The 12,493-nt window shown below is 60.2% G+C and carries 11 protein-coding genes and 1 pseudogene; 8 read left to right on the forward strand and 4 right to left on the reverse strand.

Annotated features, from left to right (window positions below; genetic code table 11):
- Positions 1 to 64 precede the first annotated feature (64 nt).
- Positions 65 to 694, forward strand: a complete 630-nt coding sequence (locus FEE99_RS18550) for an isochorismatase family cysteine hydrolase (RefSeq protein ID WP_041480352.1) — start codon at positions 65 to 67, stop codon at positions 692 to 694.
- An 81-nt stretch (positions 695 to 775) separates the two neighbouring features.
- On the opposite strand, the gene FEE99_RS18555 is transcribed toward FEE99_RS18550, so the two are convergent.
- A complete protein-coding gene (locus FEE99_RS18555) occupies positions 776 to 1,558 on the reverse strand; it encodes an outer membrane protein OmpK (RefSeq protein WP_041480426.1) in 783 nt (260 codons plus the stop codon).
- A gap of 705 nt (positions 1,559 to 2,263) precedes the next feature.
- On the opposite strand from FEE99_RS18555, the gene FEE99_RS18560 reads away from it, so the two are divergent.
- From FEE99_RS18560 to FEE99_RS18580, 5 genes are all read left to right on the forward strand, one after another.
- Positions 2,264 to 3,286, forward strand: coding sequence for an ABC transporter substrate-binding protein (locus FEE99_RS18560; RefSeq protein WP_052392209.1), 1,023 nt, complete (start codon positions 2,264 to 2,266; stop codon positions 3,284 to 3,286).
- A 75-nt stretch (positions 3,287 to 3,361) separates the two neighbouring features.
- On the forward strand, positions 3,362 to 4,387 hold the full coding sequence (locus tag FEE99_RS18565; RefSeq protein WP_041480351.1) for an aromatic ring-hydroxylating dioxygenase subunit alpha: 1,026 nt from the start codon (positions 3,362 to 3,364) through the stop codon (positions 4,385 to 4,387).
- 60 nt (positions 4,388 to 4,447) lie between these two features.
- Complete coding sequence (locus FEE99_RS18570; protein ID WP_041480350.1) at positions 4,448 to 5,290, forward strand: ABC transporter ATP-binding protein; 843 nt, start codon at positions 4,448 to 4,450, stop codon at positions 5,288 to 5,290.
- Between the two features lie 19 nt (positions 5,291 to 5,309).
- Positions 5,310 to 6,113 (forward strand): ABC transporter permease, encoded by an 804-nt coding sequence (locus FEE99_RS18575; RefSeq protein WP_041480349.1) that lies wholly within the window; start codon positions 5,310 to 5,312, stop codon positions 6,111 to 6,113.
- A 40-nt stretch (positions 6,114 to 6,153) separates the two neighbouring features.
- Complete coding sequence (locus tag FEE99_RS18580; RefSeq protein WP_041480348.1) at positions 6,154 to 7,584, forward strand: amidohydrolase family protein; 1,431 nt, start codon at positions 6,154 to 6,156, stop codon at positions 7,582 to 7,584.
- Between the two features lie 121 nt (positions 7,585 to 7,705).
- Here the strand turns inward: FEE99_RS18580 and FEE99_RS18585 are convergent, their stop codons facing one another.
- Positions 7,706 to 8,587 carry a LysR family transcriptional regulator gene (locus FEE99_RS18585; RefSeq protein WP_041480347.1) on the reverse strand — a complete coding sequence of 294 codons (882 nt, stop codon included), beginning with the start codon at positions 8,585 to 8,587 and terminating at the stop codon, positions 7,706 to 7,708.
- 108 nt (positions 8,588 to 8,695) lie between these two features.
- On the opposite strand from FEE99_RS18585, the gene FEE99_RS18590 reads away from it, so the two are divergent.
- Complete coding sequence (locus FEE99_RS18590; RefSeq protein WP_041480346.1) at positions 8,696 to 9,697, forward strand: zinc-dependent alcohol dehydrogenase family protein; 1,002 nt, start codon at positions 8,696 to 8,698, stop codon at positions 9,695 to 9,697.
- Positions 9,698 to 9,970: 273 nt separating this feature from the next.
- Here the strand turns inward: FEE99_RS18590 and FEE99_RS18595 are convergent, their stop codons facing one another.
- Positions 9,971 to 10,807, reverse strand: a complete 837-nt coding sequence (locus FEE99_RS18595; RefSeq protein WP_041480345.1) for an MliC family protein — start codon at positions 10,805 to 10,807, stop codon at positions 9,971 to 9,973.
- A gap of 153 nt (positions 10,808 to 10,960) precedes the next feature.
- Positions 10,961 to 11,047, reverse strand: a pseudogene (locus FEE99_RS18600) (integrase); the annotation flags it as partial.
- Between the two features lie 164 nt (positions 11,048 to 11,211).
- Between FEE99_RS18600 and FEE99_RS18605 the strand changes: the two are divergent.
- Positions 11,212 to 12,300: an NAD(P)/FAD-dependent oxidoreductase gene (locus tag FEE99_RS18605; RefSeq protein ID WP_041480424.1), complete on the forward strand. Its 1,089-nt coding sequence runs from the start codon at positions 11,212 to 11,214 to the stop codon at positions 12,298 to 12,300.
- Positions 12,301 to 12,493 lie beyond the last annotated feature (193 nt).

Raw genomic sequence — 12,493 nt, forward strand, 5'->3', positions numbered from 1 at the left:
TAAAAAACTGATGCCCGGGCGAGCCCACGGCATCGGTCACTTAACTTGCGTGGAGTACATCGTCATGTCGAACGCCCCTTATCCGCTGAACCGGACCGCTTATCTGCTTGTCGATCCGTACAACGATTTTCTCTCGGAAAACGGCAAGGTCTTCCCCTTGATCAAGCCGATTGCCGAGCAGGTCGGGCTGCTCGACAACCTGCGGGCGCTCGATCGCGCCGTACGGGCGCAGAACATTCCGGTGGTCATCGTGCCGCACCACCGCTGGGAACATGGCGACTATGAAGGCTGGGACCATCCAACACCTACCCAATGCAAAATCATGCACATGCACCACTTCGCACGCGGTGAATGGGGCGGCGAATGGCATCCCGATTTCGCGCCGAAGGACGGCGACATTGTCGTGCAGGAACATTGGGGCTCCAGCGGCTTTGCCAATACCGACCTTGATTTTCGCCTGAAGCAGAAAGGCATCACCCACGTCATCATCGTCGGCCTGCTCGCCAACACCTGCATCGAAGCGACCGCCCGCTACGCCTCGGAACTGGGCTACCACGTCACGCTGGTGCGCGATGCGACCGCCGCTTTCCGTGCGGAAATGATGCACGCCGCCCACGAGTTGAACGGGCCGACTTTCGCTCATTCAATCGTGACTACCCAAGAATTGATTGAGGCGCTTGCAGTGCAAGAGTAATGGCGATGAACCTCACCGATTTCGCGAGTTGGCCGAGGTGGTGCGTCAAGGCCGCTTTCTGCAATGGGCGATCGCCCCCCGTCAAAAATGCACCTTGAGCAAGAGACTCAACGCGTTCTGGTCGGTAGGGAATCCGCTCGTGTCTTCAATCCCGTATTTATTCGACCAGTAATCCCACTCAAGTCCCGCATAAAAACGTTTTTGCTGTTGCCCCAGCGCCTTGCCCACGTCGTATTTGACTTGGGGGTTGAAGTGAAAGCTCCTGGCCACATAGTTGGAGGTGCCTTTGTTGCCGACGTCGTTGACGTACCACTCCAGATAGCCGTCGAAAAGAATGTCGGAGCGACCCACCGGGAGGGTCATGGACCAGGTCGGGTTGATCTGCCATTGACCTGAGGCCTTACCGGTGATGCCGTCGGGTTTGCGGTAGTAGGTATTCAGGGAAAAGCGATCGAAGCCTGGAAGCATGAGGTCGACAGCAGGACCCAGCAGGTATTTGCGATTGCGGTTTTCACCGCGCTCGTAGGTGGCGGCGATGAGGACGTCCTTGACGATGCCATAGCTCAGGGAGCGGTCACTGATTTTGCCCAGCGACAGCCGTGGGGAGAATTCACCGTAGTAGGAATGGCCGTGGGCACCCGAGAGTCCGCTGGACCATTTGTTGTCGACGAACATGAAGATATCGCCCCACGTCCAGCCGCTGGCGTGTTCGAAGCTGAGCGTTTGCTGAGTATCGTCGCCAGTGCCGTCGACTTTGAAATGCTGGCCGTAGAGGTAGCTCAAGCTGTTGTCGTTCCACAACAGAGGGCCAGCTTCGGCGCCGGCGCTGGCCAGAGCTAACAGCGGCGCCAGGCTGCGACGCAGCAGTGAAGGTGCAAGTAATGGAATACGCGATGTTTTCATGGGCTGCCCTTTTCAGGTGATTGGCGGATATCACCGGCAAGGCATGCCCGAGCTGCGGATCAAGCAGCTGCTCTGGCCCTCAAATTAACGAGGGGCGACCCTTGCCGGGTACGCGGCGTAATGCCGCCAGAGCAATGCCCTGCACTTCGGGTCCTGTTGAGAGCCCACTGTGCTGACCGCTTCTACTCGACTCCAGACTAAGCAGAGGTTGTGCCAACTGAGCGAATACAATCTTCAGCCCTCATTCAGCACAATCGATTCGTAAAACTGAATACTTTGCAGCCATCGGTTGCGCACCAGATTGAGGCGCGCCCACTTGAATTCGCACTGTTGCGATTCGCCTGCCCACCTCCTGCTGATTGCCTCGCCCGCCGGATCCCGTGAGGGCGGGCCTGCGACGGCTTGGCACACTTTTGGCTATTACCACTTTCGAGTAGAAGCGGTCAGTGCCAGCAATGGCACCGGGCATTGCTCTTGCGCCCTTCCCTGTGGGCGTACGTCCGATTGGATGCTTGAACGCGGCGCCAGCGCCCCGGGCAAGAGAGAAGTGTCAGCCGTGTAACTACGCAACGCGCCCTCTCTCCTCCCCTTGTTCTCTCCAATCGGTCCCGCGCTGGCGTGCCGATTGGCGCGCGGCGGTTTTCGAATCGTTGTGGAGAACACATCATGAAAATTCGCTTTGCCTTGGGTCAACCGCTTCGCTCGCTACTGGCCATGGCGCTTGCGCCCGCCGCCCTGATCGCGTCTCCACTGGCTTTGGCCAATGACAAGGTGGTGCTGCTCACCTCCTGGTATGCCCAAGCTGAACAGGGCGGTTTCTACCAGGCCCTGGCGGATGGACTGTATGAAAAAGAAGGCCTGGACGTGACCATCCGCATGGGTGGGCCGCAGGTCAATGGCATGCAGCTGCTGCTCAACAAGCAGGCCGATTTCATCGTCAACTACGATTTGCAGATTCTCAAAAGTGTGGAGCAAGGCCTGCCGGTGGTGGCCGTGGCCGCGCCCTTTCAAGGTGACCCTCAGGGCCTGCTGACCCATGCCGATGTGAGCGGCCTGGATGCCTTGCAGAACAAGCAGGTGCTGGTTTCCACCTCCGGCCAGCAAACCTGGTGGCCGTGGCTCAAGGGCAAATATCAGCTCAAGGACAGCCAGGCCCGCCCCTACACCTTCAACCTGCAACCCTTCCTCGCGGACGCCAACACCACGCAGCAGGCCTATGCCAGCTCCGAGTTGTTCCAGGCGTTGAAGACCGGGGAGAAAGCCAACTTCTTCCTGTTCGCCGACGCTGGTTACCCACCCTACGGCTCGACGCTGGCCACTCGCCAGGACGTGATCGATCAGCATCCTGAGCGAGTCCAGCGCTTTGTTCGCGCCTCGATGGAGGGCTGGAAGCGCTACCTCGACAACCCGAGCGCCAACCACCTGATCAAGGCCGATAACCCGAACATGAGCGATGAATTGCTCGCCTGGGGCTTGTCGACGCTCAAGCAATATCGCCTGGTCACCGGCGGTGATGCCGCCACCCAAGGCATCGGCGTGATGAGCGATGCGCGCTGGCAGGCCACGCGCAATTTCATGGTCGAAGCCGGCCTGCTCGGTGCCGATGCGCCTTGGCAGAAGGCCTACACCACGCGCTTCGTCGAGGACTTGAAGGTGCTGCCTGACGCCGAACAGTCCGCCAGCCGCTGAGCCTGATTGCAAGACTGCTGAACCCAGAGCCCGAGCCCAAGAGCCGGCTGAACGAATACCGTGAGGACACTTGTTATGTTGGTCACCAAACAACCTGTATTGCGCCGTTTCTGGTATGCCCTGCTGCCCATGACCTCGCTGGATGCCGGTCCGCAGCCTTTCACTTTACTCGGCGAGGCGCTGGTGCTGTGGAAGCGCCCCGACGGCACCCCGGTGGCCATGCGCGACCGTTGCTGCCACCGCACCGCCAAGCTCTCGAAAGGTTTTGTGAGCGAGGACGGTAACATCGCCTGCGGCTATCACGGCTGGGAATATGATTGCACCGGCACCTGCGTGAAGATCCCGCAAAACCCCGCGGGCATGATTCCGCCGGGCGCCTCGGTCCAGGCCTTTCACTGCCAGGAAAAATACGGCTACGCCTGGGTCGCCCTCGACGATCCTCTGCAACCAATCCCTGAGTTTCCCGAAGATGGCGCCCCGGGCTACCGGCGCATCTTCCAGTTTTATGAAGAGTGGAAAACCAGCCCGCTGCGGGTCATGGAAAACTCCTTCGACAACTCGCACTTTTCCTTCGTCCACAAAGCCAACTTCGGCCTGTTCGACCAGCCGGCGCCGGCCGGCTACGAGTTCCGCGAAACCGACTACGGCTTCGAGGCCGAAACCCGGGTGCCGATCCGCAACCCCGAGGAAAGCTATCGCATCACCGGCACCCGCGAGCCGATCACCCAGCGCCATCTGATCAACCGTTATTACCTGCCTTTCTCCCGGCGCTTTGGCTGTATGTACCCGGACAGCGGCATCCACCACATCATCTACAACTGCGCGACACCCATGGAAGACGGGCGCCTGATGCTGGTCCAGTGGCTGTATCGCAACGACAGCGAGGAGCAATGCTCGACCCAGGAGCTGATCGACTGGGACGCAGCGATCACCGCCGAAGACCGCGACATCCTCGAAGCCACCGATTACGACGCCTGTGTCGATACTCGCCGGCGAGTGGAACTGCACATGCCGTCGGACAAGCCTGGCCTGGTGATTCGTCGGCAACTGCTGGGCCTGCTCGAAGCTCACGGTGAAAGTGAAGTGTTCCTCAGCCATTGAAGTCAGCGCCCCGGTGTGCCGGGGCTTTACCGGACGCTCATGACCCAAGGGGAGAGCGCTATGTTGATGCGAACCATAACTGGGGCCAACGCCCTGCCACAGGCGTTGCCACGGGGCGACAGCGTCGGCGTGCAAACGCCGCTGTTCGCCAATCAGGTGGAAAAAACCTACAGCAACGGCACCCAGGCCTTGAGCCGGGTGAAGCTGGCCATTCAGCGCGGCGAGTTCGTTTCATTGCTCGGCCCTTCGGGCTGCGGCAAGAGCACCCTGCTGAAAATGTTCGCCGGCCTCGAAAAGCCCTCCGCCGGCCACGTGCGCTGGTGGGGCAAGGACAGCCCGGCCAGCCCGACCCAAGGGCAAAGCCTGGCGATGGTTTTCCAGGAGGCGACCCTGATGCCTTGGGCCAAGGTCAGCGACAACGTGCGCCTGCCGCTGGATCTGGCCAATGTGCCCAAAGCCCAGAGCCAGCCAAAGGTCGACGCAGCCCTTGCTCTTGTCGGCTTGGACCGCTTCAGCCAGGTGTACCCGCGGGAACTGTCCGGCGGCATGCAAATGCGCGCGTCCATCGCCCGGGCCTTGGCCACCGAGCCCAATCTGCTGTTGATGGACGAGCCCTTCGGCGCCCTGGATGAGTTCACCCGCAACAAGCTCGACAGCGACCTGCGTCAGCTGTGGGCTAGCCGCGACCTGACCGTGGTGTTCGTCACTCACAGCATTTTCGAGGCCGTCTACCTGTCATCGCGGGTGGTGGTGATGGGTGCGCGCCCGGGCCGAGTAATCGCCGACATCGAAATCGACGGCCCCTTGGAACGAGACGAGGCCTACCGCACCTCCCCGGCCTTTATCGCGCAGTGCGCACGCCTGTCCCGGCTGCTGGCCGAGGCCAATGGCGATCCTTGCTGACTTTATTGAGAGCCCGCTCATGAACCCGTCCTTTACTCCCTGGTTACGTCACCCCACGGTGTTGCGCATCGTCTCGCCGCTGCTGCTCGGCGCGGTATTGCTGGGTCTGTGGCAATTGGCATGTGTGGCCTGGAAGGTGCCGGTGTATCTGGTGCCCTCCCCGGTCGATATCGGCCGTACCTTGATCAGCGATGGCCCGATGCTGTTCGGTGCATTGTGGATGACCTTGAAGATCACTTTTTTCTCCTTTGCGCTGGCGGTGCTTATCGGCACCCTGGCGGCCTTTGTGTTTGTGCAGAGCCGCGTGCTGGAAGCCAGCCTGTTTCCCTACGCCATCCTGTTGCGGGTGACGCCGGTGGTGGCCGTCGCGCCGCTGATCATCATCTGGTGCAGCAATACCACGCTGGCGTTGATTATTTGCGCGACTTTGGTGGCGATTTTCCCGATCATCGCCAACACCGTACTCGGCTTGCGCAGCGTCAACCCCGGCCTGCTCAATCTGTTCCGCCTGAACCGCGCCAGCCGCTGGCAGGTGCTGTTGCGCCTGCGCATTCCCAGCGCCCTGCCGTGTTTTTTTGCGGGGCTGCGCATTGCCAGCGGGCTGGCGTTGATCGGCGCGGTGGTGGCGGAGTTCGTCGCCGGCACCGGGGGCACCGGTGCTGGGCTGGCGTATCAGATCCTCCAGGCCGGCTTTCAACTGAATATTCCAAGGCTGTTCGCTGCCCTGCTGCTGATCGCCTTGACCGGTGTCGCGTTATTCAGCCTGATGGCCGTGCTGGCCCGGTTGAGCCTGCGCAACTGGCACGAAAGCGAACTCGGCTGACCCTTTTAATCCGCCGCAGGCGCGGCGCATGGAGCCTCACATGAAGCTTGAAAATAGCTGGCTGGTACGTAACGCCAGCGCCATCCTCACCGGTTTGTCCGGCGCGGCGGCGCGCCACGCCGGGCCTGATATCCGTATCGTCGACGGCCGCATCAGCGCCATCGGCGCCCTGCAACCCCAGCCCGGCGAGCGAGTGCTGGATGCCACCGATTGCGTGGTCTACCCGGCGTGGGTCAATACCCACCATCACCTGTTTCAGTCGCTGCTCAAAGGCATTCCCGCAGGTATTGACCAGAGTCTGGGAGCCTGGCTGGGTGCCGTGCCCTATCGCTATCGCGGCGCGTTTGACGAGCAAAGCTTTCGCCTCGCCGCGCGCATTGGCCTGGTCGAATTGGCACGATCCGGCTGCGCCACCGTCGCAGACCATCATTACCTGTACTTGCCGGGCATGGACTTTGACAGTGCCGAGGTGCTGTTCGAGGAAGCCGAACGGCTGGGGCTGCGGTTTGTTCTCTGCCGTGGCGGAGCCACGCAAGCACGACAAGCCGAAGGCAAGTCCGTGGCCGGGCCGGAGACTCTGGAGCAATACCTGGACGACGTCGAGCGTCTGGTGCGGCGCTACCACGACCCGGCCGCTGATGCCTGGCGGCGGGTGGTGATGGCGCCCACCAGCCCGCCCTACTCCATGCCTGCCGAACACCTGCGCGAAACCGCCCGGGTCGCCCGGCGACTGGGCATTCGCCTGCACAGCCATCTGAGCGAAACCGTCGAATATCAAAATGAGGTGCAGCAACGCCACGGCATGTCGCCAGTGGCGTTCTGTGCCGAACACGAGTGGCTCGGCCCGGACGTGTGGTTCGCGCATTTAGTGAAACTCGACGCCGAGGAAATCCGCATGCTCGGGACCAGCGGTACGGGCATTGCGCATTGCCCGCAAAGCAATGGCCGCCTGGGCAGTGGCATTGCCGATGTGGTGGCCATGGAGGCTGCGGGAATGCCGGTGTCGATTGGCGTGGATGGCGCCGCCTCCAACGAGGCCTGCGACATGATCAGCGAAACCCACGCCGCCTGGCTGATGCAACGGGCCAGACTTGGCGAACGCGCCCGCCCGCGTTATGCCGGCGGTGACGAGGAAGGCGGTGCCAGCGCGGCCACGGTGGAAGACGTGGTGCGCTGGGGTACGTCTGGCGGGGCTCGGGTGCTGGGGCTGGACGCCGTGGGCAGCGTGCAAGTGGGCATGGCGGCCGACCTGGCGATCTACCGCCTGGACCAGCCGCGATACTTCGGCCTGCATGACCCGGCGATCGGGCCGGTGGTGGGCGGAGGACGCCCGACGTTGCGCGCCTTGCTGGTCGCTGGGCGGTTGACCGTACACGACGACCAGTTGCCTGACTTCGACCTGGCCGAACTCGGCGCCCAGGCCCGGGACGCGGTGCGGCGGTTGCAGCAGGCCGCAGGCGTACGCTCATGAGCTGATCTCCCCGGCACGCGCTGCCGTGCCAATACTCGCCCGCATCAAATGCCGGGACTGTCATCAGATAGTTTTATGGTCCCGGAGAAGAAAGCAGCGGACGGCGTATGACAAGGCGCTGCTACAACAATTGCTCGCGTAGAAAATCGATGAACGCCATCGTCCGCGCTGAACGTCTCCGCTCGCGGCTGAGTACGGCGCTGACAGGCAGCGCGCTGGTCTGATAGCTGTCGAGTACGGTACTCACCCTGCCCTGCTCGACGTCAGCTGTGAACAGCCATTGCGGTGAGAGGGAAATACCCAAACCGGAGAGCACCATTTCGCGGATTGCCTCGCTGCTGTTGCTGGTGACGTTGCCCTGAATGGCTACATCGAGTTCCTCGGCGCTGTGGGTAAAGTGCCAACGGTCGTAATGCTCCAGCAACGTGAAGCCGATGCAGTTGTGATCGGACAGTTCGCTGGGCTCACGTGGCACGCCGTGCAGAGCCAGGTAAGCGGGCGCGGCATAGACACGCCGTGGGCTATTGCCCAGTGGCAGTGCCACCAATCCCTCGCTCTTCACCGCGCCAATGCGAATAGCCAGATCGATGTTTTCCTTGAGCAGGTCTTCATTGTGGTCACTCAGCCGCAGGTCAATCCGCACATCAGGATGGCGTTGCAGGAAAGTCCCTATGAGCGGTGCGATGCATAACCTTCCATAACTGACCGGCGCGGCGACTCGTAAAGGGCCGGCAATCTGCTCCTGGCCACTGGTGAAGCTTCGCGTGGCAGTTTCGACGTGGCCGAGAATTTCCTGGCAGTGGTCGTAGAAGCGTTGACCTTGGTCGGTCAGGGCCAAATGCCGAGTGCTGCGTGCGAACAATGGCCCACCCAGATACTGCTCCAGCGCGCGCACTTGCTTGCTCACTGCCGGCTGCCCCATGTTCAGTTCACGGGCGACCGCCGAGAAGGACCCGCGCTCCACGACGCGAACAAAGACATGCATGCTGTCGAACAGATCCATCGACGATTGGTTCTCCTTGTGGAATAAGTCATATGCGAATTGGGTTTCTTATCGGAATGATTAAAGCGCGGCAATCTGTAAGCGTCCATCCCAACACAGGTTCGCGCCATGAAACATTCCATGCTTGCCGCCATCGCCGAGTCCGCTCAGTCCCCGCTGGCCATCCGTCACATCGACCGCCCTGTTGCCGGTAAGGGGCAAGTCCTGGTCAAGGTTCACGCCGCAGGGGTCAATCCGCTCGATACCAAAATTGCCTCCGGCGCAGGGGCTCACGCCCGCCAAACGCTGCCGGCCGTGCTCGGCCTTGACCTCGCCGGTACGGTCGTCGAAGTGGGCGAAGCGGTCGACGGGTTCACCCCGGGCCAGGAAGTCTTCGGCATGCCCGGCGGGATCGGCGGCGCCCAAGGCACCATGGCCGAGTACATTGCCGTGGATGCCCGCCTGATCGCGGTCAAGCCACACACCCTCAGCATGCGTGAGGCGGCTGCATTGCCTTTGGTATTCATCACCGCGTGGGAAGGTCTGGTCGATCGCGCCAATGTTCGCTCCGGCCAGCGAGTACTGATTCATGGGGGCGCGGGTGGGGTCGGCCAAGTGGCTGTGCAACTGGCCAAGGCTCGCGGTGCCGATGTCTACGCCACCGGTTCGGCGGGCAGTCTGGACTTCATACGCTCGCTGGGCGCGACGGCGATCGACTATCAGGCACAGAGCGTTGAGGATTATGTCGAGCACTACGCCGCCGGCGAGGGGTTCGACATTGTCTACGACACCGTCGGCGGCAGCACGCTGGATGCATCATTCCAAGCCGTGAAAGCCTATACCGGGCACGTGCTGAGCTGCCTGGGCTGGGGCCAGCACAGCCTGGCACCGTTGTCGTTCAAAAGTGCCACCTACTCGGGGGTTTTCACTCTGGCTCCGCTGCTCACCGGCAAAGGACGCGAACATCACGGCGCTATCCTGCGCGAGGCCGCTGCGCTGGCCAATGCGGGTCAACTGACGATCCGCGTGGATCAACAGCACTTTGCACTGCAAGACGTCAACGAGGCGTTTCGCCAAGTCGCCGAAGGCCGCGGCAAGGGCAAGACGGTGATCGAGTTTGTGGGTGCATAGCTTCTTGTAATCTCTTCATAGCGCTAACGGCCAAAAGCGTCCGCCTTTGGCCGTTAGTTGCCACACAAGGGCAACCGCTTTCGGCCAAGAGCTGCCGCCCCCATGGTCTTCTCCAGCCCAAAACGCTGTCGCCAGTTGCTGCCGAACGTATGGCACACCTACTGGCATGGGCCGCATACCATATGGATGGCAACCCGATCCCTTTAGGCGGCTCTTTCTATGAGAGCTGGCCTCTCACCCATTTGTAATTACCTGGCCTGAATAAACCGCTGCTCAAGGTTTTCTTTTGCATTGCTCTTCGGGCGCACCATATCCCCAAGTGATGATGGCTTCGGCCTTATGTTCCCAAAGCGATTCATTACGCCCAACGTACTTGATGCCAATGCCACTGAGTTGCTGGTACATCAGCGATACGCTGTCGCCACGCTCGGCTATTAATGTCGGCGGATCAGTTTCGAAGAACCTGACAGTTACCTCGTTTGCAGGGTTGCCGTCGCATTCGTAAAAGACAGGCCCAGTACCAGAGATCAGTCGGTACCGTGCTTGCAACTCAGCGATACGGTTATGGTATTCCATGCGCAGGCACGCACCGACGTCATCACTCTTCCAGCAATCGTCCCGCCCCTTGATCCACCCCCGCTGCTCTGCTTTGAGCATTGGAGGATGCTCGTTGCCGGCCTTGATACTCGCACTGGCATACACTGCCGAGAGTTTGCGATCGAGGGCAGATAATTCCTTGTCTTCACATATTAATGCTTCGATACCGCCAGGCTCCGCCTTTGAGCAATCGTAAGATGGACCAGGTGACGAACTGATAGCCGACGATGTTCCCGTGCGCGCCCCGCTCGACTGTATCGCACTGATTTGCTGATCAATGTAATTGCACCACTGCTCGGAGCTTCGCTCTGGGACATCTGACCCATCTTGAACCCCCAGCTTTATCTCGATCACTGACTTCCATTCGTCAGAACCTAAATCCGGTCCGTGCCCTTGCATATCAGCCGTATGCAGAACCTTATCGACCGATTGATACCACGTGTTTGAGCATTGAGATTGCGCCTTGGCAACGCCTGTGACGCCAATCAATAGCAAGACCAAATATTTGCGCATGTGCGGTTTCCCTGGATTTACGCAGTCGCCAACCACTCATCTTAGCCGGTCTCATCCGCTAGCGAACGGTGAGTCAATAGTGATTGCAGCACCTGATGAGCCATATCAATCGGCCATAAGTAGATGGAAGGAGATTGATTGCCTCAAGGCTCAGATATCCCTGACTCGAAGCGGAGCTTTCTGGCCAACGAGCTTCCCCTTATTCCATGGCTGATGTCGATATTTAGCGATTGTGTACATGGTGGCGCCCTCCACATGGGTGAAGGACCGGGGTGGATCAGTCGCGCGGCACCGTTGTCGGATTCGGCCAGAAGCAGACACTTAAAAGCTCAACGATCAGGTTCTCATGTCATGAAATCATCCGGCTGCCGTACCATCGGCACATCGACAAAACGGAGGTTGATATGGGAAATGGTCAGGGCAAAAAGGTCGTTGTCATTGGGGCAGGCATCGTTGGCGCGTCATTGGCGTATCACTTGGCAGGTAAAGGCGCGAATGTCACTTTGGTAGAAGCTGAAGATATAGCTTCGGGAGTGACTGGCAGCTCATTCGCTTGGCTCAATGCCTCACACCCCGAACCCGACCCAATCGCGCAACTGCGCGGTTCTGCCATCAAGGAGTACCGCCGACTCGAAACGCAGCTGCCAGGTCTGGAGATAAGATGGACAGGCGCCTTGTCTTACAGTGCGATGGCGATTGAGGCACTGCCAGCCTCAGGTCACCAGGCTTCGGCAAACCTGGTGTCTCGATCGCAGATCCTCGACTTGGAACCAAATCTCAAGAACCCTCCCCAGTCTGCTCTGTATGCGGCTGAAGAAGGAGCGCTGGACGCAGTGGCAGCTACGCATGCGTTGATCGCAGGTGCGCAGGCATATGGGGCAAAGATTCTCACTCAGACGCGAGTGCTCGGTTTTGTAACCCAGAGTGCAACGGTGACTGGAGTCGAAACAACGACAGGCAGCCTCGATGCCGATATTGTCGTACTGGCAGCCGGGGCAGGCATCACGAAACTGACAGACATGCTTGGAGTGTTCCTGCCAATAGAGGCCTCCCCTGCCATTTTCATCCGTTACAAGTCACAACCCAACCTCGTACACACCCTCATATCCAGCCCTGAAATGGAAGTGCGGCAAAGTTCGGATGGTGCGTTGCTCGCGGCGGAAGATTATCTGAACGATGCCGTGGAAAATCAGCCGGCAGCGATAGCGCTTCGCACTGCCAAGACAATCCAGAACGAACTCCATGGTGTCGTCTCCATAGAACCGGAACGGGCTTGTGTCAGCCTCAGGCCCATGCCTGAGGATGGCATCCCCATCATCGGTTATCTCCCCAATGTAGGTGGCGTCTACGTTTGTGCAATGCACCCTGGAATTACTCTGGCGGCGATAGTGGGACGTCTGGCCAGCGAGGAGATCATCGATGACAAGGTGTCCAGTGCCCTTTGCCCATGCCGGCCTGATCGATTTTTGCAAGCGGAGGGAAGCCTCTTGTGAGGCAGAAATCGGCCAAGAGCAGACGTTCGAACCCAAGGTAATGCGATGAAGGGAAAAACTAGAATGACTGCACCTCTGACCAGTAACGCAGCAACCCAGCCTGGGCCTATTACCGGGATCGGCGCGTCAGCCTGAACTGTGGCCAATTGTCCTAGAAACCCGGGGCGTCATTTCGCCCAAAGCAGGCGCTGCG

The sequence above is a fragment of the Pseudomonas sp. ef1 genome (assembly GCF_007293365.2).
Lineage (GTDB): Bacteria > Pseudomonadota > Gammaproteobacteria > Pseudomonadales > Pseudomonadaceae > Aquipseudomonas > Aquipseudomonas siliginis.